Here is a 23,921-nt window from a genome sequence, read left to right as displayed (position 1 = left end):
GAAATGCCCATGCTTTCCCCCACAACGGCGCCGGCCCCAGGGTCGGCGTTTTTGTTGGCCGGCTCGCTATTGCTGAGCGGCTGCAGTCTGCTCTCCAAGAACCACTCCGCTGACGCGGCCGCCGCGTCCGTGCCTTCCGGGCCGCCCAGCTTCAGCGTGGAGGTCGAGGCCCCGGACGGCGTGCGCGAGCTGCTGGAAAAACACCTGGAACTGGTGCGCTTCAGCCAGCACCCCGATCTGCGCCGCCGCGAAGTGGTCAGCCTGCTGAACGCCTCCGACAGCAACATCCGCGACCTGATCGGCACGCTGGGCTATTTCTCGCCCCAGATCCAGCTGGAGCTCAAGGACACGCCCGACTCCAAAGAGGCGCCGATGGAGGTCACCGTCAAGGTCGATCCCGGCCCGCCCACCACCATCCGCACGGCCGACATCCGCTTCTCCGGCCTGAATGCCGAGGAAACCCACAGCGACTGGCAGCGCGACGACATCCGCAAGAACTGGGGCCTGACTCCGGGCGAACAGTTCACCCAGTCGGCCTGGGGCGGCGCCAAGAGCCAGGGGCTGCGCAGCCTCCAGGCCCAGCGTTTTCCCACGGCCAGCATTGCCAGCAGCAAGGCCGACATCGACGCCGACATCCAGAAGGCCGATCTGTCCATCGACTACGCACCGGGCCCCGCGTATTACTTTGGCCCGCTGCAACTGAACTACAGCACCCGGACCGAGGATGGCGAGCAGGATGTCGACGCCCCGCCGCGCTACGACCCGGAAGGCATGCGCCGCATCGCCCGCCTGCCGGTGGGCGAGGAATACAAGCAGACCTCGCTGCTGGATGCACAGCAGCGCCTGTCGAACAGCGGTTACTTTGATTCGGTATTTTTGACCCTGGACACCGATGCCGCCCAGCCCGGCCAGTCCGAAGTGCATGCCCCCGTCATCGCCCAGGTGCGCGAAGCCAAGCTGCAGAAATGGGTGTTCGGCGTCGGCGCCAGCACCGACACCGGCCCGCGCCTATCCGTGGACCACATCCACAACCGGGTGCCCGGCCTGGGCTGGCGTGCGGTCAGCAAGCTGCAGCTCGACACCAAGAACCCCATACTGTCCACCCGCCTGGTCGACCTGCCTAACGAAGACGGCTGGGCCTGGTTCACCGGCGCCAAGGCCGAACGCGAGGAGCTGGGCGACTACAACACCAACAGCCTGCAGCTGCAGTTCGGCCGCACCAAGAGTGCCGACCGCATCGACCGCAACTACTACCTGCAGTACGACTTCACCAAGCTGCAGGGCACGGGCGCGCCCACCAGCAGCTCGTCGATCACCGCCAACTACGGCTGGACCGGGCGTTACTTCAACAACCCGATCTCGCCCACCAGCGGCTTCGGCTTTGCCTGGGAAGTCGGCGCCGGCACCACCCTCACGCCGGAGCGCGAGCCGTTCGGCCGCGTGTCGGCACGCTGGCTTACCTTGATCGGTCTGGGTGACCCGGACCAGGCAGGCCGGCGCCAAAGCCGCCTGGCCTTGCGTGCCGCCGGCGGCGCCGTGATTGCCAAGGACGGCGTGGACATTCCCGCCACCCAGCTGTTCCTCACCGGTGGCGACACCACGGTGCGCGGCTACCGCTACCAGTCCATCGGGGTGGAGAACGAGCTGGGCAAGCTCATCAGCGGCCGCTATATGGTGACCGGCAGCGTGGAATGGCAGCGCCCCATCACCGTGCGCGGCAACCGCTCCGACTGGGAGCAGACCGTGTTCGTGGATGCCGGCAGCGTGGCCGACAAACCCAGCCAGATGACGGTCTACACCGGCGTGGGCACCGGCATCCGCTGGGCCAGCCCGGTGGGCCCGGTCCAGGCCGATATCGCCTACGGCATCAAAACCCAACAATTCCGCCTGCACCTGCGCATGGGCTTCACTTTCTGACCATGGCAGATCCCACCGTATCCCCCTCTTCCTCTGACCTCCCCGCTTCTGCACGGGATGGCAGCCCGCCACCCGCTGCGCCGGCACGCAGCCCCCGCCGCTGGTGGCACAAACTGCTGCTGGCCCTGGCCGCCCTGGTGCTGCTGCTGGCAGTGCTGCTGGGCGGCGGCTGGTGGTGGATGGGCCAGGCCGACTCCCTGGCCAGCACCCTCACCCGCGTGGCCGGCTGGCTGCCTTCCGGGCAGACGCTGGAAGCCAAGGAGGTGCAGGGCACGCTGCGCCATGGCGGCAAGATCGGCTGGCTGCGCTGGACCAGTCCCACCCTGCAGGTGGAAGTGGAGCAGGCCGACATCGGCTGGCAGCTGTCCCCGCTGCTGTCACGCGAGCTGCGCCTGGGCCAGGTGCACATCGGCACGGTGCGCATCCGCAGCACCCCCGACCCCACGGACCAGACGCCGACCGAACCGCTGCAGTCGCTGACATTGCCGCTGCGCATCGACCTGCCGTTCCAGGTGGACACCGTGGTCTGGCAAGGTACGCCCGAGGTGCAGGCGACCGAGCTGCAGGGCCACTACCGCTACACCGGCAGCCACCACCAGCTGGCCGTGAACTCGCTGCGCTGGGCAGAAGGCCGCTACGCCGCCCAGCTCAAGCTGCAAGGCGCGGCCCCCATGGAGCTGGAAGCCCATCTGCGCGGCAGCATCCAGACCGCCCTGCCCGAACAGGACATGCGGCTGCAGACCCTGGCCACCGTCCAGTTGAGCGGCACCCTGGCGGGCGCCGACGCACAGATCGAAGCCCAGGCCAGCGCCTACGCCAAGGATGTGGTGCAGGAAGACAGCGCGCAAGACCTGCCGCAACCCACGGCCCGCGAAGCCGAAGACATTGCCAGCAGCCAGACGCTGCGCGCCCAGCTCAGCGCCAAGCTCCAACCCTGGCAGCCCCAGCCCGTGGTGTCCGCCCACGCCCAGCTGCACCAGGTGGATGTCTCGCTGTTCTGGCCCGACGGTCCCCACACCCTGCTCAGCGGTGAAGTGCAGGCCGGCCCTTCCGCCACCGGCTGGGACCTGCGCGCCAACGTGCGCAACGCCATTCCCGGCCCCTGGGACCTGCGCGCCCTGCCCATCCACCAGCTGGAAGCCGATGTGCAGCAGCAAGGCACGACCTGGCGGCTGGAAGAAGCCCAGATCAACCTGGGCACCGGCCACCTGACGGCCCAGGGCAGCTACGACGGCACCACCCGCAGCGTGCAAGGCGATGCCGTGCTGCATCAGGTCGATCCCGCCGCGCTGTGGAGCACGCTGGACCCCGCCCCGCTCAAAGGCCAGATCACCGCACGCACCCCGGCCGCAGAAGCCGGTGCCACGCCGGTGGTGGATTTCCAAGTCGACATTGCCACCACCCGCGGCCCGGCCACCGGGCGCGTGGTGCGCACCGCAGGCAACAGCAGCCCGCTGCGCATCGACGCCGTGCGCGCCCAGGGCCAGTGGAGTGCCCCGGTCCTGACACTGCGCCAGCTGCACCTGAACGCCATGCAGGCACAGCTGGACAGCAAGCAGCTGGAATTCCACAGCGACAGCCTGCTGGTGCGCACCACCGCACAGCTGCAGGCCCCCGGTACCCAGCTGGAGCTGCAGGGCCACATCAGCCCGGACGAAGGTGCCGGCCAGGCCAGCCTGCGCCTGCAGTCCGCCCCGCAGATGCTGGCCTGGCTGCAACGCCTTCCCGGCATGGCAGACACGCTGCAGGGCGCCAGGCTGGAAGGCGCGGCAGATGCCAGCGTGCAATGGAAAGGTGGTTGGGGCAAGCTGCAGCAGCGCCTGCAGCACACCGCGGCCACACCCGTTGCCTCGGGCCTGCAACTGCAGGCCAGCCTGCGCAGCACGGGCCTGCAATGGACACCGGCCGGCCCGGAGGCCAGCACCACCCGCATTGACCAGTTCAGCCTGAACCTGCAGGGCACGCCCGAGCAGTTGCAGGCCACGCTGAACACGCAGCTGCGCCAGGGTGCGCAGCGCATCGCCCTAGACACCCTGCTGCAAGGCGGCCTGCTGACCAACCGCGGCGCCGCCGCCCTGGACTGGCAAGGCCGCGTGGAGCGCCTGCAAGCCCAGTGGAGCCCCGGCACCGACAGCGCCGGCAGCTGGAAAGCCGAACTGGCCAGCCCGCTGACCGTCAGCCAGCGCACCGTGGGCCAGACGATACGCAGCCAGCGCATCGACACCAGTGCCGGCCAATTGCGCGTCAGCGCGCCCACAGGCAGCGCACCCGCCGGGCTGCAATGGCAGCCCATCAATCTGCGCCAGGGCAGCGACGGCAGCTGGCAGGTGCAAAGCCAGGGCCAGCTGCAAGGCATTCCGCTGGCCTGGGCCGATGCGTTCGGCGCCGAGCCCGGCAAAGGCCCGCTGACCGCCGCCGGCATCAGCGGCGACCTGAGCCTGAACGGGCGCTGGAACATCGACACCACAGGCCGAAGCCCGGTGGCCGACGTGGTGCTGGAACGCGCCAGTGGCGACATCCGCCTGGCCGTGGTGGAAGAGGAAACCGCCGCCAATGTCACCGTCATCCGCTCCGAAGGCGCTGTGGCGCGCCGTGCCGATGGCGCCGTGCAGCAACAGCGCGTGCCGGGCCGCGGCATGCGCGCCCGCATCCAGAACCTGCGCCTGCAGCTGCAAATGCGCGACAGCGAAGTCCGCACCCAGCTGCTGTGGGACACCGAACGCGCCGGCCACCTCAGTGCCGACGTGCGCAGCACCCTGCAACGCACGGCCGAAGGCTGGGCCTGGCCGGAGAACGCCCCCCTCTCGGGCAGTGCCAAGGCCAACCTGCCCGACATCGGCATCTGGGCCATGTTCGCGCCACCCGGCTGGCGCGTCACCGGCAGCCTGAACGCCGATGTGCGCATTGCCGGTACACGCAGCGATCCGCGCTGGGACGGCACCCTGGGGGCCGACAAACTGTCCATCGTCTCGCTGCTCGACGGCCTGGATCTGCACGACGGCCGCCTGCGCGCACGCCTGCAAGGCACGCGGCTGGACATCACCGAACTGACGCTGCAAGGCGGCAAAGGCAGCACGGCCCGCATCCTGGGCTACAGCGGCAACCTCACCCCCGCCCCGCAGGAAGGCGGCCAGCTGACAGGCTCCGGCTTTGTGGCCTGGAACCCGCAGCCCGCCGCCGGACAGTCGGGCATGCAGATGGACATCCAGCTGCGCGCCGAACGCCTGCAGGTGCTGGTGCGGGCCGACCGGCAGCTCAGCACCTCGGGGCAGATGCAGGCCCGGCTGGACAACGGCCAGTTCGTGCTGCGCGGCGACCTGACGGTCGACCGTGCCGCCATCCTGCTGCCCGATGCCTCTGCGCCCTCGCTGGACAAGGATGTGGTCGTGCACTCGGCCGCCTCCCGCAAGGCCGAGGCGGAACGCCGCCAAAGGGAAGCCCGCCAGGCTGCACAGCAGGCCAGCGCCGGAGCCAGCCCCAACACCGCCAAGGTACCGGACATTCTGCTGAACCTGAACCTGGGACGTGACTTTGCGCTGCAGGGCTTTGGCATCACCACCCGCCTGCGCGGCCAGTTGCAGGTGCGCGGCGGCAGCACGCTCAGCGCCCCTCCGCAAATCACGGGCGAAGTGCGCACCGAACAAGGCCGCTACCGTGCCTGGGGACAGTCGCTGGACGTGGAAAGCGGTCTGGTCCGCTTCAACGGTCCCTACAACAACCCCTCGCTGGACATCACCGCCATCCGCCCCAACATCACGGTGCGGGCCGGCGTGCGCGTGCTGGGCAGCGCCACCGACCCGCGCGTGACCCTGTTCTCCGACCCGGAAATGTCCGACGCGGAAAAGCTCTCCTGGATCGTCATGGGCCGCGACACGGCCAGTGGCGGTGCCGAGGCCGCACTGCTGCAACAGGCGGCACTGGCCCTGCTCAGCGGCGGCGGCACCAGTGAGAACTTTGCCGGCCGTGTGGGGCTGGACGAGATCGGCTTCAAGGGCGCCAGCACCGACAGCACCGACGCCAATGCCGGCGCTGCACTCACGCTGGGCAAACGCCTGTCCAAGGACCTGTACGTCACCTACGAACAGAGCCTGAACGGCGCCATGGGCACGCTCTACGTCTTCTACGAGATGTCCCGCCGGCTCACGCTGCGCGGCCAGACCGGCCTGCAGACCGCCGTGGACCTGATCTATACCGTGCGCAAGGACTGAAGGCCGCTGCCGGCAGGTAGAATCAGCGGTTTCGCTCCCCATAGTTCAATGGATAGAACGAGCGCCTCCTAAGCGCTAGATACAGGTTCGATTCCTGTTGGGGGGACCATCAAGCCCATGGTTCTTTTAGGCCGCTTTTCCAAGCACCTAAAGCCCGCTGTTTAGCGTTTTTTGGGGAGGTGAAGTCACCTCGTAAACCTGAACCACTTGAAAGTAGAGAATCCTCTCGGCAGGAATCTCTATCTGAAAAGTCCAGATTCAGCGCAAGTCAGATAGCCGGCATTCTCAAAGAGGTCAATTCGAAGGGGACTTCAATTAGGCGTGAAGATCTTGCTCCGCTTGTAGTTGATCATTCCTCCATTTGGCCCAAAACGCTGACTCTTCGTTGTACGCCGAAAGCGAAACCGTGCGGGGACGGAGACGACTTACATCCTTTTTATCCACTGAGAAAACATACTGATCCGAGTGCTCCAAGATAATGCGCCTCACAAACAGGGCCATATCTCTGCTCACAGTAACCCCGCGGGGCCAGCCAGGCCCACAAATACAGGTATGCAAAAGATGCTTTGGACTCAAAGGCAGGAAGATATCTGTGTTTTTCACCCCCCACCCACCACCAAAATCATATTCAGCAGGACCTCTGTAATTAAGCCGTATCAAGGGGTCGTCCGAGGTTGGCCAAGAGACACCGTCAGGCGCGCGCACAATATTCCACTTTTGAGTGGATATCTGCTCAATAGTGGTCGTCAAAAGGTGTCGCATCGTCCAAAGCCATAGCTGACGGCCAACCACAGTCTCCACACCAATGCGCCTCTGGCCGTCTGCGCCGTGTTGGATGACCACCTTGGTCGGAAACAAAGCATCCTTCTCAGGCGAAGCAGGTAAAGGCCGTTTGGTCGCGTGATGTTTCTCCAATTTTTCAACCGACCTCTCTAATGTCTCCTGCATCAGGCTCGGTAGTTGTGCGTGCTGTCTGGCCACAAAACGCTTGAACTATGCTGGCGTCCGAACCTCCTGAGCCACAGCAAAACGCACAAGGCGGCGCCAATGCTCAGGCGTAAGTCGCTGCTCTCGCACAACTCTTTCAATTGCATCAACCGCAGGATTTTCAAATTCTTCAGCAAGCCAGTGCTCAAATTCGTCGGTTTCCTCTTTGGCCGTCGCGTATGTGTAGAGGTGTTCGCGAAAAGCAATTTTTGAAAGAGAAAGATCTCGCCACTCTGGAACAGCCTCGTTAGATACCAGCAATCGATATGTAGGAATCCGACCGTTTTGCGCCCACTGTTTTAGATATAGCTTGGGCACAAAGTGATTGTTGCGACGAATTTCCTTCATTCCCTCTCCTGCACAGCAAGTAGTTAATAAACTCTCGCTGACTACGCTCTGAATATGCAACCCTATTTACTCAAAAAATTTAGGAGCATCTAACTAACTATCCAAAAACGTTTAAGGCTGATTTAGTTTTTCAAGAGAGCTGTCCTCAAGTTACCAAGAAGAATTATTTCCTAGCTCGATAGGCTTGCGCCTTGACCGCGTAATCCATCCATACGCCAGCCGCAAAAAATCCGCCTCAGTGGGCGACTAACGGCATGTGCTGGCGCAGCTTGTGTGCGAGATTTTGAGCTTACCAAATCGGGCGAGCTCGAATTTTTAGCTGACGCGTTTACGGATGAGCGCCACCTTGTTGGCTTTGCTGCCGTCCTGATAATCGGCCCATCACTGCAACGGTTGGTTCGCTCTAGCATTTAGGTGCAGCGGTCAAACTTCGTTGCGCACCTTGGTCGCGAGCATGCTGGAACTCGATCACATTGGGCCATCATCCAGTTTTGTCGGACACGGTCGAAAACAGCGTCCGGCAAAACCTGACAACGCGGCCGCCACCCTCAACTGCAGTACAACCGGGGCTCAAGTTTTGAGAAGTCCGCCATGAGCATTGTTGTCTACTACCTGCTGAACACCTCGCCCGAAGGCGCCGAGCCTGCCTGGCAGCCGCAGTGCCTGCCGTATTCCGATGCACAGATGGGCGAAGCGCTGCAGCAATGCCAGCGGCTGCGCAGCGATGCCCGCCATGCGCATGTCACGATTTCGTCCGAGCTGCGCGACATGGTCGGCCCCGTCGGCGTGGCGGCGGTGGAAGGCGGTCGCACCCCGGATGGCGAGCTCTACGACTGGAGCAAGGCCGGCCGCGCCGGCGCCAGCCGCAAACATGCCCAGCAGCCCCCAGTGCAGCGCAAGGACATGGACACCTGATTCCGCTGCACACGCCCTGCCCCTTGGAGAAAGCCCTGCCATGCACCGTACCACCCGCCGCATTCTGATGGCCTTGCTGGCCGCCTTTCTGGCCTATGTGGCCGTGTTCACGGTGGCCATGGTCTCCCAGCTGGCCGACGCGGCCGACCGCGTCCATGCCGGCGCCGGGCAGTGGACCTTCTGGGGTTTGCTGGCCCTGCTGGCCGTGGCGGTGGTGGTGCCCACTGCCTTGCTGCTGCGCCTGCCTGCGGCACTGCAACCACCCGCCAGCGACGCCCCCGCAGCGCAGGTGGCCTACCAGACACGGTTGCGCCAGCACCTGGCGCGCAACGCCCACCTGACAGGCCAGCCGCTGCAGGCAGAAAACGATGTGGCCCAGGCCCTGGCGCAACTGCAGACCCTGGCCGACGCCGAGACCCGCCGCACCGCCGCCAGCGTGCTGGCCAGCACGGCACTGCTGCAAAACGGCCGGCTGGATGGCCTGGTGGTGCTGGCCAGCCAGCTGCGGCTGGTGTGGCGTGTGGCACGCATCTACGGCCTGCGCCCCTCGCTGCGCCAGATGGGCTACCTCTACGGCAATGTGGGCGCCTGCATGCTGCTGGCCAACAGCCTGGACGAGATGGACTTTGCCGAACTGGCGGCCCCGCTGGTGCAGGCCACCACGCCCGCAGCCCTGGCCAGCGTACCCGGCCTCGGCGCCATGGGAAGCCTGCTGACCAACAGCCTGGCCAGCGGCGCGGCCAATGCCTTTCTGACTTTGCGCGTGGGCCTGATGGCCCAGGCCTACTGCGCGCCGCTGCAGCGCCCGGAACACGCTGCCGTGCGCCGCAGTGCCACCGTGCGCGCGGCCGGCCAGTTGGGCCAGCTGGTGCGCGAAGCAGGCAGCAGCGTCAGCCAGGCGGTCTATGGCCGCATGCGCGATGCCGTCAGCCAGACCGCCCAATCCACAGTGGACAGCGTGCGCCAGAGCGGCCAGACCGTGGTGGACGCCACGCGCGATGCGGCCCGCAGTGCAGCCAGCACGTCCGGCGCCTGGGTGGACCAGGCCACCGGCAAGCTGCACCAGGCCACGCTGCAGGTGGCCGACCACACGGCACGCGCCGCCGATGCGGTACAGCACAGCACCCAGCAGGCCACGCAGCAGACACGCGACAAGCTGCACGCGGCCATCGTGGCCTTGAAGAAGAAACCTTGAGCCAGCGGACTGGCCTACAGTGCCTGCAAACAACGCGCTCCAGATGCGCTCGCCCTTCGCTCCATCCGAAGCGCTGCGACCTCCACGGCCGCACCGCAACCGCCTAGGCCGACTCCACGGCCGGCCAGCACACCCGCACGCACAGCCCTCCCAGTGCGGCTGATTCCAGCAGCTCCACCTGCCCGCCCTGGCGCTGGGCAATGGTCTGCACAATGGCCAGCCCCAGGCCGCTGCCGGGCACGCCCGATGCGGCGGCACCGTCGGCGCGCACAAAGCGCTCCAGCGCCCGCGTGCGCTCTGCGGCGGGGATGCCCGGGCCGCTGTCTTCCACGCGCAGTTCCACCTGGGCCGGGCTGTCGGGCACAGCAGGCAACAACGCCAGCCGCACATCCACCTGCCCACCGGTGGGCGTGTACTTGATGGCGTTGTCCAGCAGATTGCCCAGCAGCACCTGCAGACTGGCGGACTCTGCCCGCACATGGGCGGCAGCGGCACTGCCTTCGGCCAGCCCCAGGTCCACGCCCTGGGCCTGGGCGCTGGCGGCCAGATCGGCCAGTTGCTGTGCCACCAGCGGCGCCAGATCCACCACCGGGGCCGGGCTGCTGCGCGCCCCTTGCTGCGCATCTTCGCGCGCCAGCAGCAACAACTGGTCCACCAGCTGGGCTGCACGGTCGATGCCGGCTGCCAGCCGCTGCTGGGCCCGCTGGCGCGCCGCCTCATCGGGCGCGCGCTGCAGGCCTTGCAGCTGCAGCTTCAGTGCCTGCAACGGCGAACGCAGGGCGTGGGCAGCGTCGGCCACAAAATGCTGCTGGCTGGAAAACGCCTGCTGCACGCGGGCGAACAGCAGGTTCAGCTCCTGCACCAGCGGCTGCACTTCCTGGGGCAGACCGGCCTCGGCCACCGGGGCCAGCGACGCGGCGCTGCGCCCGGCCAGTTCGCGCCGCACCCGCTCCACCGGGCGCAGCGCATGGCCGACCACCCACCACACGGCCAACGCCAGCAAGGGCGCCAGCAACGCAATCGGCCACACCGTGCGCCAGGCCAGTGTGCGGGCCATCTGGCGGCGCACCTGCAGGTTCTGCGCCACCTGGATCACCTGGGCCGGGGACTGCAGCGAAAACACCCGGTAGGTCGTGCCGCGCACCGGTACATCGGCAAAGCCCAGCACCGCCATCTGCGGCAGCGCGGCCCCGAAGGCGGATTCAAAAATGCGCAGGCCTTCATTGGTCCAGACCTGGACAATGAACTCGTGGTTTTCGTCCTCCGGCGGCAGCAGGGGGGAGGCGGCACGCGCATCCACCGGCAGGCCGGCGCGCAGTGCCAGCGCGGTCTGGCGCATCTGGTAGTCGAACAGGGCATCGGCTTCCGCCAGCGCATTGCGGTAGGCCAGCGCGCCCTGCAGCAGCGCGGCCAGCACAATGGCCAGCCCCATCAGCACGATGAGGCGAAAGCGCAGCGAAGTCGTCTTCATGCCTTGGGCACCATATAGCCCAGCCCGCGCACATTGAGAATGAACGCGGCGCCCAGCTTCTTGCGCAGGCCGTGGATGTACACCTCGACCGCGTTGCTGCCCACTTCCTCTCCCCAGCCGTAGAGCTTGTCTTCCAGCTGGGCACGGCTGAGCACCTGGCCCGGGCGGGCGGTCAGGGCTTCCAGCACCGCCCATTCGCGTGCCGACAGCGCCACGCTGGTCCCCTGCAAGGTCACGCTGCGGGTGCTGGGGTCCACCTCCACGCCGCCGTGGCAGTACGCCGGCTCGGCCCGCCCGCTGCTGCGCCGGTGCAGTGCGCGCATGCGGGCCAGCAATTCATCCAGGTCATAGGGTTTGACGATGTAGTCATCCGCCCCGGCATCCAGCCCGGCCACGCGCTGGGCCACGGCGTCACGGGCCGTGGCCACCAGCACCGGCGTGCGGTCCTTGCGGGCACGCAGTGCGCGCAGCACGTCCAGGCCATCCATCTTGGGCAGACCCAGATCCAGCAGCACCAGGTCGTAGGCGGTGGTGCGCAAGGCCGTGTCGGCCTGCGCACCGTCGCGCGCCCAGTCCACGGCGTGGCTGGCGCCACGCAGCAGGTCCTGGACGGCTTCGCCGATCATGGGATCATCTTCAACCAGCAGCAATCGCATGGTGCAAGCATAGCCGTGTGGCGTCCCGATGGATCCCGCTCAGCCCAGGTGCACGGGGACAAAGATCTTGTCGCCCCCGCGCATCACCAGCAAGGCCACGGTCTTACCGGCCTTGGCCATGGCGGCCTGCACGGTGTCCATGCTGCTGACCGGCTGGTTGTTGATGGACAGCAGCACATCACCGGCCACCACCCCAGCCTGGGCTGCAGGCCCGGCCACCTGGCCGATCAGCAGACCGCCCTGCACGCCCACCTGCTGCTGTTCCTGCGGGGTCAGCGGGCGCAGGCCCAGACCCAGCTTGCCTTTTTCCACGCTGGCCTGCGCGGTCTTCTTGGCCTTGGCATCGTCCGCGCTGGCCAGGGTGGCGCTCAGCTGCTGCAGCTTGCCCTGGCGCCAGACCGTCAGCTGCACCTGCTGGCCGGGACGGCGCATGCCCACATAGGCCGGCAGATCGCCGGAGGAGACAATGCGCTGGCCGTCTACCTCGCGCAGCACATCGCCCGGCTGCAGACCGGCCTTGGCAGCGGGCGAGCCGTCCTGGACCGAGGACACCAGCGCACCTTCGGGCGAGGGCAGGCCAAAGGATTCGGCAAAGCCCTGGTTCACTTCCTGCACCGCCACGCCCAGGCGCGCATGTTCCACCTTGCCGTGGGCCACGATCTGTTGCTGGATCTGCGTGGCCAGCTCGATCGGGATGGCAAACGACACGCCCTGGTAGCCGCCCGAGCGGGTGTAGATCTGGCTGTTGATGCCCACCACCTCGCCGCGCGCATTGAACAGCGGGCCGCCCGAATTGCCGGGGTTGATGGCCACGTCGGTCTGCAGGAAAGGCACCAGGCTGTCGTCCGGCAGCGAGCGGCCCTTGGCGCTGACCACGCCGGCCGTCACACTGTTTTCAAAACCAAACGGTGCGCCAATGGCCAGCACCCATTCACCCACCTGCAGGTCCTTGGTGTTGCCCAGGCGCACGGTGGGCAGGTTCTGCGCATCGATACGGATCACGGCCACATCGGTCTTGGGGTCCATGCCCAGCACCTTGGCCCGGAATTCGCGCCGGTCGCTGAGCTTGACGGTCACTTCCTTGGCACCGTAGACCACATGGGCGTTGGTCAAAATCAAACCATCGCTGCCCACGATGAAGCCCGAACCCTCGCCCCGTGCCGGTGTATCGCGCGGCTGGGCCTGGGCACCGGGCAGGCCCGGCATGCCAAAGCGGCGGAAGAATTCAAAGAAGGGGTCGTCCGGGCTGATCTGCGGGCCGGCGCCGCTGTCATCGTCATCGTCGTCGGCTGCGGCGTCGCCACGCATCTGCATGGCGCGGGCATCGCCCACCACGCTGATGTTCACCACCGCCGGCGCGTTGGCACGGGTGATGGCGGCAAAGTCGGGCATGGCCACGGTGGGCACGGAGGCCGGTGTGGCCGTGGCCGGGGCCACCGCAGCCGCCACAGTGGCGACCGGGGTAGCGCGTGCTTCGTGGTGCAAACCGGTCACCAGACCGGCACCCGCTGCGCCAATGGCGCCAGCGGCCACCAGGGCCAGAACCAGACGACGGGGGGTAGAGAGCAGAGTATCCATGGCGGTTCCTTTTCAGTCCTACCGGCATGCCGGCATTGCGATGGACTGCAGTGTTCCCGCCCAGACTTAAAAGTGACTTAAGAAGCGACTTAAGCCGCCGCTGCCGCCTGAGACTGCGGGCCAGGCACCTTGGTCAGCGTCCTTCACAGGCCGTGGCCCGACCTGCTCACAGCAATGGATACGCTGGGCGTACGGTCCGCAGCTGTGCGCTGCGCCTTGGCCCCCTGCCCCACGCGGCCGTATCAGCGCCGCCGGGCCGGCGCGTGGTGCTTACAGCAGCTCCAGCACCTTCTCGGGCGGGCGGCACAGCGCTGCGCCCTTGGGGGTAACCACGATGGGGCGGTTCAGCAGCGCCGGATGGGCCGCCACAGCCTGGATGATCTGCACATCGCTCACACCCGGCTGGTCCAGGCCCAGTTCCTGGTAGGCCGCTTCCTTGGTGCGCAGCAGCTCCCGCACCGGCACCCCCAGGTGTTCCACCAGCTCGGCCAGCTCGGGCGCCGTCAGCGGCGTGGCAATGTAGTCGACGATATTGGGCTCGATGCCGCGCTCGCGGATCAGGGCCAGCGCGCCGCGCGAATTGCTGCAGCGGGCGTTGTGAAAAATGGTGATATCGCTCATGCCGCGAGTGTAGGGGCAGCGCAGCCCCGCACACCCGGTCCGGCACGGATTCAAGGCCGGTTGCGCAAGCCCAGTCCGGCGGCAGCCAGCACCAGCCAGCCGGCGATCAGGCAGGTGCCGCCCCAAGGCACGAACATGCGCAGGCTTTCCACACCGCCCAGAATGCGCAGATAGACCAGCCCGCTGAACAGCAGCACCCCCACGGTGAACAACAGGCCGGCCAGCGCCAGCAGCCGGCTTTCCGCCCGCTGCGCCAGTGCCCCCACGCCCAGCAGCGCCAGCGCGTGGAACATCTGCTGCTGCACGGCCGTCTGCAGCGTGGCCCGTGCCGCTTCGCGCAGGGTGGAGTCTTCGATAAAGCCCAGCCCATGCGTTGCATAGGCGGCCATGCCCACGCCCACGGCGCCCAGCAGCCCTGCCACTGCAATCCAGATTCGTCCACCCATGGCTCTCGGCCCTTTCCTTGTTGCTTGGTTTACTTTCGCCCGGACCGCAGGGTGCGGCTGAGCATGATGACGGGAATCAGACCCACGGCCACCAGCGCCAGCGAAGGCAGTGCCGCCTCGCCCAGGCGCTCGTCGCGGGCCAGCTGGTAGGCCACCACGGCCAGCGTATCGCTGTTGAAAGGCCGCAGCACCATGGTGGCAGGCAGCTCCTTCATCACATCGACAAACACCAGCAGGCCGGCGGCGGCCGTGGAACGGCGCAGCAGCGGCCAGTGCACGCGGCGCAGCAGACCCCAGCCGCCCGTGCCCAGCATGCGGGCCGATTCATCCAGGCTCATGGGAATGCGCGAATACCCGCTTTGCACCGACTGCAGCGCCACCGCGCAAAAGCGCACCAGATAGGCCCAGACAATACCCACGGCCGTGGCGGTGATCAACGCGGGCAAGCCCCATTCCGGCACCGCCTGCTGCAACCAGCCCACCGGCAGCAGCAGCCCCACCACGATGACGGCCCCCGGCACGGCATAGCCGATGCTGGCCAGCTGCACCACGCCACGCGTCAGCCCATCGGGGCGGCGGCGCACGGCATAGGCCAGCGCCAGCGCAATCGCCACCGCCAGCACAGCGGTGATGGCGCCCAGGCGCACGCTGTTGGCGGCCCATTCCAGAAAGCGGTTCCACGGCAGCACCGTCCAGTCGGCCGCCAGCGGGCGCAGCATGAAGGCCACCGGCGCCACAAAGCCCATCACCACGGGCAGCAGGCACACCAGCCAGGCCAGGGCGCAGCGCCAGCCGCGCAGACGCTGGGGCTGTGCTTCGGCCGAGCCGGCACGACCCACGCCGCTGGTGGTAAAGCGCATGCGGCGCTGGGCACGCAGCTCCAGCTGCAGCAGCAAGACCACCAGCACCAGCAGCATGGTCGACAGCTGGGCCGCGGCAATGCGGTTGTCCATGGCCAGCCAGGCTTTGTAGATGCCGGTGGTGAAGGTCTGTATGCCGAAGTAGCTGACCACGCCGAAGTCCGCCAGCGTTTCCATCAGCACCAGCGCCACGCCTGCGGCCACGGCCGGGCGGGCCAGCGGCAGGGCCACCGTCCAGATGCGGCGGCGCAGCGAAGCGCCCATCAGCCGCGCCGCTTCCATCAGGTGGGCGGCGCGTTCGCCCAGCGCGGTGCGGGCCAGCAGATAGACATAGGGGTAGAGCGAGAAAATGAACACCCAGACAGCGCCGCCCAGGCTGCGCACCTCGGGCAGCAGGCGACCTTCCAGGCCATAGGTGTCCCGCAGCCAGACTTGCAGCGGGCCGCTGAACTGCAGGAAATCGGTGTAGGCGTAGGCGGTCACATAGGCCGGCATGGCCAGCGGCAGCAGCAGCAGCCACTCCATGGCGCGGCGGCCCCGGAAGTCGAACAGCGTCACGGCCGCGGCCGTGCCGGTGCCGACAATGGCGGCGCCCAGGGCCACCAGCAGGCCCAGCCAGATGGTGGTGCCCAGATAGCTCGGCAGCACGGTGGATGCCATCTCGCGCAGGATGCTGGCGGGCGCGGCTTCACCCTGGCCCAGGGCCTGGTCGATGGGCAGCCACGAGGCCAGCACGGCCAGCACCGGCAAAGTCAGAAGCAGCGCCAGCAGCAACAGCGGGAGGGCGCGGGGAGAGAAGGAACGGAAACGCAAGAGCAGGTCCTGGCGGAAGATGGAGGTCACATCCCGGGGTCAGCGACCCACCACAAGTGTCCATTCCGCAGGGAATGGAAAGAATGCAAATGCAAATTCTACGCATTTGCCGTCTTCTACAATTTAGCCATGTTCCTCCAAGTGTCCCAACTCGGCGTGCGTTACGCCGGTCGCCCCCGCCCGGCTGTCGACGGCGTGTCCCTGAATCTGCAGGCCGGCGATATCGGCGTGCTCATCGGCCCTTCGGGCTGCGGCAAGACCACGCTGCTGCGCGCCGTGGCCGGGCTGGAGCCAGTGAGCGAGGGCACGATTGCGCTGGAAGGCCGCGTGGTCAGCTCGCCCACGGTGGCCCTGCCTCCCGAGCAGCGCCGCATCGGCATGGTGTTTCAGGACTACGCGCTGTTCCCCCACCTGAGCGTGGGCCGCAACGTGGCCTTCGGCATCCACGATCTGCCCAAGGCCGAGCAGGAGCGCCGTGTGGCCGAGGTGCTGGAACTGGTGGGCCTGGCCGGATCGGCCGCGCGCTTTCCGCACGAACTCTCCGGCGGCCAGCAACAGCGTGTGGCCCTGGCTCGCGCGCTGGCTCCACGCCCGCAGCTGCTGCTGCTGGACGAGCCGTTTTCCAACCTGGATGTGGACCTGCGCGAACGCCTGGCCCACGAGGTGCGCGGCATCCTGAAGGAAGCCAAGGCCACGGCCTTGTTTGTGACGCACGACCAGCTGGAAGCCTTTGCCATTGGCGACAAAATCGGCGTCATCCACGATGGCCATCTGCACCAGTGGGACAGCGCCTACCGCCTCTACCACCGTCCGGCCACGCGCTTTGTGGCGGACTTCATTGGCCACGGCGTATTTCTGCCGGCCGAGCTGCGCCCGCACGGCGACCACGGCGTGGTGCTGCACACCGCGCTGGGCGATCTGGTGGATGGGGGTGAATGCCCCCTGCCCTCGGCCTACCCCGGCGGGCAGTGCGATGTGCTGCTGCGCGCCGACGACATCGTGCACGACGACCATGCGCCGGTGCAGGCGCAGATTCTGCGCAAGGCGTTCCGCGGCTCGGAATTTCTCTACACGCTGCGGCTGGACAGCGGTCACAACGTGATGGCCCATGTGCCCAGCCACCACGACCACGCGGTGGGCTCGCGCGTGGGCATCCGTCTGGACATGGACCATGTGGTGACCTTCCCACGCGAGGAACAGCTCAGCCCGGTGCCCTGAGCGCTGCGCACTGCGCACTGCGTTGAAGGCTGCTGAGGGGCTGCGCTGCAGCCCCCTGCCCTTCAGCCGATTTTCTTGAAAGCCTTACGCAGTTCCTTGAGCGCGTTGTCGATCATCTCCTCCACCGTGGGGTGGTAGTACGGCAGATCGCGCAGGCTCTCCGAGGTTTCGCCGCGCTGCACCGCCCAGGCCAGCTGGTGGGCCAGGTGCTCGCCACCGGCGCAGAAGATGCTGGCACCCAGCAGCTTGCGGCTGCTGGCATCGGCATACAGCCGCAGCACATGGTGGGGCGCCTGCATGATCTTGGAGCGCCCATTGCCGCTGCCGCGCGTGGTGGCCACCACGGCATCGGGCGGCAGGCTGTTAAAGCGCTTGCCCACCACGGCCAGATCCGGGTCGCTGAACACGATCGACAGCGGCGCGCTACGCCGGCGCACGGGCTGGCCTTTTTCCAGCCCCAGGTGCTGCAGCGCGCGCTGGGCGGCAATCACGCCGCCCACGGCAGCCTCGTGCATCAGCGGCCGGTCGCTGCTCACATCGCCGGCCAGGAACATGGGCACGCCCAGCACCTGCTGCGTGACCGCGTCCCAGCACAAACGGCCCTTGTCGTCGAAATGCGCGCCGGCCTGCTCCAGCGCCAGCGCCTGGGTCCGTGGCACGCGGCCGGTCGCAGCCAGCACCCAGTCCACCTGGGTCTGCACGGCCCCGGCCTGAAAGTCCACCCGCCCGTCGCTGCGGCGCTGCGCCGTCACCGGCGCCTCGAACGCCATGGGAAACTGCCTGCCAAAGTAGTCCAGCGCTGCGCTGTTCACTTCCGGGTCTTCCATCAGTCCGATACGGCGCGACCGGTTGCTGCCCACCACCTGACTGCCCAGGCGCGACAGCGCCAGGCCCATCTCCAGGCCGATGGGGCCCAGGCCCACCACGGCCAGGCTGCGCGGCAGCGCGTCCAGATAAAACAATTCGTCGGTGGTGATCAGCTTGTCGCCGAGGGCATCGTGCAGCGCCTGGGGCCGCGTGGCTTCGGAGCCCGTGGCCAGCACAAAAGCCTTGGCTTCCACCGTGGTGCCGCCTTCCAGCAGCAGGGTCTGCGGCCCGGTGAAACGCGCCTGGCCGCTCAGCAGCGCATCGCCCGCCAGATCGTTGAGCTGGCGGATATTGCCTTCCACCAACTGGTCGCGTGTGGTCAGTGCCTGCTCCCACAGCAGCTGGGGCGTGGTGCTGCCTGCGGGCAGCAGGTCCAGCGCACGGTCGCGGTGGGCCGCTGGCAACAGGCTGCGCAGCATGTCCCAGCGCTTGCCAGCCTGCAGCACGGCCTTGGACGGCATGCAACCCACACGGGCACAGGTGGTGCCCAGCGGGCCCTGGTCAATGATCACGGCCCGCACGCCGGCCTTGCGCAGCGTGCTGAAGGCATTCATGCCCGCTGTTCCGGCGCCGATGACGGCCACATCCACTTGCACGTTCGCTCCCATGTCTGCCCTCCTGAACTGATGACTTGCTCACCATTCTGATAGCAGAACGTGCAATCTGCAGTAGGCAAATGGCCCGATGCGCCCGGAAACCAACACGGCCCGGGGTCACCGGGCCGTGTGGCGTGGAAAAGCGCGGGCAAATTCAGTCGCCCGCCGGACCGCAGGGCAGGCCTGCCAGGGCCGCCACGCGCTGGCGCATGTCTTCGCTCCATGTGCGGCGGTCGCGCCCACGGGCCGTCTCGGGCACACCATAGTGCACCTGGGCCACCAGATCGTCGGCGCGCAGGGTGCGCCAGATGGAGGTCAGCAGCGTGGTATCGCCTTCGTAGCTGGGTGCGGTGCTGACTTCGCCGCTCGCCGCCGTCACAAAGCGCAGCGCCACGGGCTGCACCGGCACATCGGCCACCACGGCCGACTGCAGCAGATTGCTGTGAAACGGCAGCAGGCGCAGGCCATCGCCCGTGGTGCCTTCGGGAAACACGGCCAGCACATCGCCCTGGGCCAGGCTGTCGGCCATGGTCTGCACCATGCGCTGCGCGTCGCGGCGCGAGCTGCGTGCGATGTACAGCGTGCCCGCCGCCGTGGCCAGCCGGCCGATCAACGGCCAGCTGCGCACATCGTCCTTGGAGACAAAGCGGCAAAAGCGTGCCGCGTGCATGACAGGAATGTCCAGCCACGAGATGTGGTTGGCCACCAGCAGGGCCGGCCCGTCCGACACCGGATGGCCGATCACTTCCAGCCGGATGCCGGCCTTGCCCAGCAAGGCGCTGGCCCAGGCCTGCACACGCTGCTGGCGTTCCAGGCTGTTGAGGCGCGGAAAGCGCCACACCACCGTGGCCATGCCCTGCAGGACATGGCCCAGCATGTGCAGCGCGCGGGCGCTGGCCCGCAGATGACTGGCCATGGGTTGTGCTTTCGGCCGTGCTTTACGCGCGCTCGAAGGCGATATGGCCGCCCACCACGGTCAGCTGCACGCGTGCGGGCAGCTCGTAGCCGTTGAACGGTGTGCTCTTGCCCTGGCTGGCCAGTTCGCTGGCACCCACGGTCCAGGCCGCTTGCGGGTTGACCACGCACAGGTCGGCCACGCCGCCATCCACCAGCTGGCCCAGGCTGGCCTGCAGCGTCCCCAGGGCACCGCCCAGCACGCGGGCCGGAGCCGCGGTGACCACTTCCAAGGCACGTACCAGCGGCACGTTCTGGTCCTGCGACCACTTCACGGCCAGGGCCAGCAGCAGTTCCACCCCGGTGGCACCGGGCTCGGCCTCGGCAAACGGCAGCACCTTGGCATCTTCATCCACCGGGCAGTGGTCGGAGACCAGGGCGTCGATGGTGCCATCGGCCAGTGCGGCGCTCAGCGCATCGCGGTCGCGCTGCTGGCGCAGCGGCGGGACCAGACGGGCACTGCTGTCGAAGTAGCCGATGTCGTTTTCGGTCAGATGCAGCGAGTTGATGGACACGTCGGCCGTCACGTTCAGGCCCTCGGCCTTGGCCTTGCGCACCAGCTCCACACCGGCCGCGCTGGACAGCCGGCACAGGTGCACGCGGGTCTGCGAGCCACGGATCAGCTCGAAGATGGTGTGCAGCGCAATGGTTTCTGCCGCCACCGACACGCCGGACAGGCCCATGCGGGTGGCCAGCGGGCCGCTGGCGGCCACGCCCTTGCCCAGGTCCTTGTCCTGCGGGCGCAGCCACACGGCGTAGCCAAAGGTGTTGGCGTAGGCCAGCGCGCGGCTGAGGGTGGTGATGCTGGCCAGCGGCACGTCGGCCTGGCCGAAGGCCACGCAGCCGGACTCGGTCAGCTCGGCCATTTCGGTCAGTGTCTCGCCCTTCAGGCCCACCGTCAGTGCGCCCATGGGGAACAGGCGCGACTGGTGCAGCTTTTCCGCACGGAACTTGAGCATTTCCACCAGGCCCTGCTCGTCCAGCACCGGATCGGTGTCGGGCAGGCAGACCAGGCTGGTCACGCCGCCGGCCACGCTGGCGCCCATTTCGGAGGCCAGCATGCCTTCGTGTTCATAACCGGGCTCGCGCAGGCGCACGGCCAGGTCCACCAGACCGGGCAGCACCCACTGGCCCGAGGCATCGACCACACGGTCGGCCTCAAAACCGGCCGGTGCCTGGCCCACCGCCACCACACGGCCGGCGGCCAGCGCCACATCACAGACCTGGTCAAAACCGCGGGCCGGATCGATCACGCGGCCGTTTTGAATCAAGATTTTCATGGTTTCACACCAAATGGGCCGCCCATGCGCTCTGCAGGCACACAAGCAGCAATCAAAAACATACCCAGCAAAGCCTCACGCCACCCGCCCCTGCACACCGCCTGCTGTCGCCGCCCTGCCCGCTGCAACGCAGCGGGCGAAGGGAACGCGGCACAACCGCTCAGGGGGAGGGCCGGATGCATCAGGCCTCGTTACCGGCCACGATCGACATGACCGCCATGCGCACGGCGATGCCGAAGGTCACCTGCGACAGGATCACCGCCTGGGGGCCGTCGACCACGGCGGAGTCGATCTCCACGCCGCGGTTGATGGGACCCGGGTGCATGACGATGGCATCGGGCTTGGCCAGCTCCAGGCGCTTTTCGGTCAGGCCGAAGCTCTTGAAATACTCCTGGCTCGACGGCAGCAGCGCACCGCTCATGCGTTCGTTCTGCAGACGCAGCGTGATGATGACGTCGCAGTCCTTGATGCCTTCTTCCAGGTTGTGGAAGACGCGCACACCCATCTGCGCCATGTCCGACGGCACCAGGGTGCGGGGGCCAACCACACGCACCTCGGCTGCGCCCAGGGTGGTCAGGGCGTGGATGTCCGAACGCGCCACGCGCGAGTGCAGCACATCCCCGACGATGGCCACGCGCAGGTTGGAGAAATCCTTCTTGTAGTGGCGGATGGTGTACATGTCCAGCAGACCCTGGGTCGGGTGGGCGTGGCGGCCGTCACCGGCGTTGACCACGTGGACATGGGGCGCCACATGCTGGGCAATCAGGTAGGGCGCGCCGGATTCGCTGTGGCGCACGACAAAGATATCGGCCGCCATGGCCGAGAGGTTGTCGATGGTGTCCAGCAGCGTCTCGCCCTTGGCGGTGGAGCTGCGGGCAATGTCCAGGTTGAACACGTCGGCGCTCAGGCGCTTGGCCGCGATCTCGAACGTGGTGCGGGTGCGGGTGCTGTTCTCGAAGAACAGATTGAACACGCTCTTGCCGCGCAACAGCGGCACTTTCTTGACTTCGCGGTCGTTGACGTTCACGAAGTTGCTGGCCGTGTCCAGGATATGGGTCAGGATGTCCTTGGACAGCCCTTCGGTGGTGAGCAGGTGGATCAGCTCGCCGTTCTTGTTCAGCTGGGGGTTGCGCTTGTACAGCACGTTCATGCCTCTTTGACTTCAAATTGGAAGGTGCCGCCGTCGGTGCGCGCCAGCGCCAGCGACTGGCTGGCAGGCAAGGCCACGCGGGCGGCGGCAAATTCGGCGGCCACGGGCAGCTCGCGACCGCCCCGGTCCACCAGCACGGCCAGGCGCACGCAACCCGGGCGGCCGTAGTCGTACAACTCGTTGAGCACGGCGCGCACGGTGCGGCCGGTGTAGAGCACATCGTCCAGCACCAGGATGTCCGCGCCATTCACGTCGAAGCCCAGCTGCGTCTGCGCGCTGGAGGCCATGCCGCGCTGTGCGAAGTCGTCGCGGTGCAGGGCCGAGGACAGCACGCCGGGGGTGCCGGGCAGACCCAGGTCCTTGTGCAGGCGTTCCACCAGCCAGGCGCCACCGGAGGCCACACCGGCCAACTGGGTGTTGGCGCCCATCAGGCTGCGCACGCCGCGCAGCAGCTCGCGGTACAGGGCCTCGGCATCCAGCACCAGGGAACCGGCAGTGCCGGCGACGGAAACGCTCATGGAAGACTCCTCAAAAATTGCTCCAGGATGATGCAGGCGGATGCGGCATCCGCATCCTTGGCGCCACCGGCCAGGGCCTCGGTGGTGCTGTAGCGCTCATCCACTTCATAAACAGGCAGGCGAAAACGCCCATGCAGCTGGCGGCCGAACTTCCTGGCCCGGGCCGTGTTCTCGTGCGCCGCGCCATCCGGGTGGTAGGGCACGCCGATCACCAGGGCCTGGGGCTGCCATTCCTGGATCAGCTTTTCCACGGCGGCAAAGCGCGCATCGGCCCCTTCGGCCTGGATGGTGCGCAGCGGGCTGGCACCGCCCAGCACCCGGTTGCCCGAGGCGCAACCGGTGCGCTTGGTGCCGAAGTCGAACGCCAGGAACTGCTGGAAATGGGCCGGAACGGCAGGCGCCGCCGGCACGGGTGCGGCGGCGACAGGTGCTGCAGATGCGGCCGATGGGGTCGCGTCCAATTGCACGGCCGGGGCAGCAGCGCTGCCGGGCCGGTGGTCCGGGGTGGGATGGGTCATGCGTGCCCCGCGTCAGGCGAGAGCATCCACGCCTGCAGGCCGAGCAGGCCCAGGGCCTTGTCGTAGCGCTGATCGGGCGGGGTGTCGAACACCACGTCGGCGTCGGCGGCCACCGTCAGCCAGGCGTTCTCGCCCAGCTCGGATTCGAGCTGGCCTTCGCCCCAGGAGGCATAGCCCAGCGTCACCAGCACGCGGCGCGGGCCGGCACCGGTGGACAGGGCTTCGAGCACGTCTTTGGAGGTGGTCATCTCCAGCCCGCCGGGAATGGTCAGGGTGGAGGCATAGATGGCCGTATCGGGCGCTGCGCCCTCGACCACGATGGGGTCATGCAGCACAAAGCCGCGATCCGTCTGCACGGGGCCGCCCTTGAAGACGGGGGCGGCACTCAGATCATCCCGCCCCATGGGCAGGTCGATCTTGTGCAGCAGGCCTTCCAGGCTCAGCTCCATGGGCTTGTTGATGATCAGGCCGAGCGCGCCGCGCTCGCTGTGTTCACACAAGTACACCACGCTGCGGGAAAAAGATTCATCTTCCAGACCGGGCATGGCGATCAGGAAATGGTGCGTCAGATTGATAGGCGCAGATTCAGCGGGCATGGCCCTGATTTTAGCGGGGTTCGCCCCCGCCGGTCGCAGGCCGCCCGCGGACCGCCGTGGCGCATGGGGTCATAGGGCGGCAGAAAAAATGTGAGCTGCCTGTGCTTGCTTGGCAGTTATTCCCGCCATTCGGATGGCGGAATAACTGACTGTTCTGCTCCAACACCCCCTGCCCAGGCCCTGCCGCCAGGGCCTGGGCGGCTTGCACC

Annotated in this window: 19 protein-coding genes and 1 tRNA gene; 6 read left to right on the top strand and 14 right to left on the bottom strand. The window is 67.3% G+C overall.

The annotated features are described in order from the left end of the window. Positions 1 to 9 precede the first annotated feature (9 nt). The 3 genes from CT3_RS04915 (at position 10) to CT3_RS04905 (ending at position 6,234) form a co-directional block, all read left to right on the top strand. On the top strand, positions 10 to 1,917 hold the full coding sequence (locus CT3_RS04915; RefSeq protein WP_066539841.1) for an autotransporter assembly complex protein TamA: 1,908 nt from the start codon (positions 10 to 12) through the stop codon (positions 1,915 to 1,917). A 2-nt stretch (positions 1,918 to 1,919) separates the two neighbouring features. Then, positions 1,920 to 6,125, top strand: a complete 4,206-nt coding sequence (locus CT3_RS04910; protein WP_066539607.1) for a translocation/assembly module TamB domain-containing protein — start codon at positions 1,920 to 1,922, stop codon at positions 6,123 to 6,125. Positions 6,126 to 6,159: 34 nt separating this feature from the next. Then, positions 6,160 to 6,234: transfer RNA gene (locus CT3_RS04905), tRNA-Arg, on the top strand. 884 nt (positions 6,235 to 7,118) lie between these two features. On the opposite strand, the gene CT3_RS04900 is transcribed toward CT3_RS04905, so the two are convergent. After that, complete coding sequence (locus tag CT3_RS04900) at positions 7,119 to 7,460, bottom strand: DUF4238 domain-containing protein (RefSeq protein WP_083520549.1); 342 nt, start codon at positions 7,458 to 7,460, stop codon at positions 7,119 to 7,121. Positions 7,461 to 8,051: 591 nt separating this feature from the next. Between CT3_RS04900 and CT3_RS04895 the strand changes: the two genes are divergently transcribed. Together CT3_RS04895 and CT3_RS04890 are read left to right on the top strand one after the other, a co-directional pair. Then, on the top strand, positions 8,052 to 8,375 hold the full coding sequence (locus CT3_RS04895) for a hypothetical protein (RefSeq protein ID WP_066539608.1): 324 nt from the start codon (positions 8,052 to 8,054) through the stop codon (positions 8,373 to 8,375). Positions 8,376 to 8,415: 40 nt separating this feature from the next. Continuing rightward, on the top strand, positions 8,416 to 9,570 hold the full coding sequence (locus CT3_RS04890; protein ID WP_066539609.1) for a DUF697 domain-containing protein: 1,155 nt from the start codon (positions 8,416 to 8,418) through the stop codon (positions 9,568 to 9,570). A 103-nt stretch (positions 9,571 to 9,673) separates the two neighbouring features. Here the strand turns inward: CT3_RS04890 and CT3_RS04885 are convergent, their stop codons facing one another. The 6 genes from CT3_RS04885 to CT3_RS04860 form a co-directional block, all read right to left on the bottom strand. Then, entirely contained in the window at positions 9,674 to 11,041 is a 1,368-nt protein-coding gene (locus CT3_RS04885) for an ATP-binding protein (RefSeq protein WP_066539610.1), read from the bottom strand. After that, positions 11,038 to 11,697 (bottom strand): response regulator transcription factor, encoded by a 660-nt coding sequence (locus tag CT3_RS04880; RefSeq protein ID WP_066539613.1) that lies wholly within the window; start codon positions 11,695 to 11,697, stop codon positions 11,038 to 11,040. Before CT3_RS04880 ends, CT3_RS04885 begins: the two co-directional genes overlap by 4 nt. Before the next feature lie 39 nt (positions 11,698 to 11,736). After that, complete coding sequence (locus tag CT3_RS04875; RefSeq protein WP_066539615.1) at positions 11,737 to 13,275, bottom strand: Do family serine endopeptidase; 1,539 nt, start codon at positions 13,273 to 13,275, stop codon at positions 11,737 to 11,739. 270 nt (positions 13,276 to 13,545) lie between these two features. Beyond that, entirely contained in the window at positions 13,546 to 13,896 is a 351-nt protein-coding gene (arsC, locus tag CT3_RS04870) for an arsenate reductase (glutaredoxin) (protein ID WP_066539617.1), read from the bottom strand. 50 nt (positions 13,897 to 13,946) lie between these two features. Continuing rightward, positions 13,947 to 14,342, bottom strand: a complete 396-nt coding sequence (locus CT3_RS04865; protein WP_066539619.1) for a DUF423 domain-containing protein — start codon at positions 14,340 to 14,342, stop codon at positions 13,947 to 13,949. Between the two features lie 29 nt (positions 14,343 to 14,371). Then, positions 14,372 to 16,015, bottom strand: a complete 1,644-nt coding sequence (locus CT3_RS04860; RefSeq protein WP_066539843.1) for an ABC transporter permease — start codon at positions 16,013 to 16,015, stop codon at positions 14,372 to 14,374. Between the two features lie 129 nt (positions 16,016 to 16,144). Here CT3_RS04860 and CT3_RS04855 point away from each other — a divergent pair, with 129 nt between their 5' ends. Continuing rightward, complete coding sequence (locus tag CT3_RS04855; RefSeq protein WP_066539620.1) at positions 16,145 to 17,233, top strand: ABC transporter ATP-binding protein; 1,089 nt, start codon at positions 16,145 to 16,147, stop codon at positions 17,231 to 17,233. A gap of 62 nt (positions 17,234 to 17,295) precedes the next feature. On the opposite strand, the gene CT3_RS04850 is transcribed toward CT3_RS04855, so the two are convergent. From CT3_RS04850 to CT3_RS04820, 7 genes are all read right to left on the bottom strand, one after another. Further along, a complete protein-coding gene (locus CT3_RS04850; RefSeq protein ID WP_066539622.1) occupies positions 17,296 to 18,708 on the bottom strand; it encodes a dihydrolipoyl dehydrogenase in 1,413 nt (470 codons plus the stop codon). Positions 18,709 to 18,850: 142 nt separating this feature from the next. Beyond that, entirely contained in the window at positions 18,851 to 19,612 is a 762-nt protein-coding gene (locus CT3_RS04845; protein ID WP_066539623.1) for a lysophospholipid acyltransferase family protein, read from the bottom strand. 22 nt (positions 19,613 to 19,634) lie between these two features. After that, positions 19,635 to 20,930, bottom strand: coding sequence for a dihydroorotase (locus CT3_RS04840; RefSeq protein ID WP_066539624.1), 1,296 nt, complete (start codon positions 20,928 to 20,930; stop codon positions 19,635 to 19,637). 181 nt (positions 20,931 to 21,111) lie between these two features. Next, complete coding sequence (locus tag CT3_RS04835) at positions 21,112 to 22,074, bottom strand: aspartate carbamoyltransferase catalytic subunit (RefSeq protein WP_066539845.1); 963 nt, start codon at positions 22,072 to 22,074, stop codon at positions 21,112 to 21,114. 2 nt (positions 22,075 to 22,076) lie between these two features. Then, a complete protein-coding gene (pyrR, locus tag CT3_RS04830) occupies positions 22,077 to 22,598 on the bottom strand; it encodes a bifunctional pyr operon transcriptional regulator/uracil phosphoribosyltransferase PyrR (protein WP_066539627.1) in 522 nt (173 codons plus the stop codon). Beyond that, on the bottom strand, positions 22,595 to 23,116 hold the full coding sequence (ruvX, locus tag CT3_RS04825; RefSeq protein WP_083520551.1) for a Holliday junction resolvase RuvX: 522 nt from the start codon (positions 23,114 to 23,116) through the stop codon (positions 22,595 to 22,597). Before ruvX ends, pyrR begins: the two co-directional genes overlap by 4 nt. Continuing rightward, positions 23,113 to 23,712, bottom strand: coding sequence for a YqgE/AlgH family protein (locus tag CT3_RS04820; protein WP_066539628.1), 600 nt, complete (start codon positions 23,710 to 23,712; stop codon positions 23,113 to 23,115). The genes ruvX and CT3_RS04820 overlap by 4 nt, the downstream gene beginning before the upstream one ends. Between the last annotated feature and the right edge of the window lie 209 nt (positions 23,713 to 23,921).

Source organism: Comamonas terrigena NBRC 13299 (assembly GCF_006740045.1).
GTDB classification, from domain to species: Bacteria; Pseudomonadota; Gammaproteobacteria; order Burkholderiales; family Burkholderiaceae_C; genus Comamonas; species Comamonas terrigena.
The sequence above is the reverse complement of the archived record's forward strand: the minus strand, read 5'-3'. Positions and strand labels throughout refer to the sequence as shown.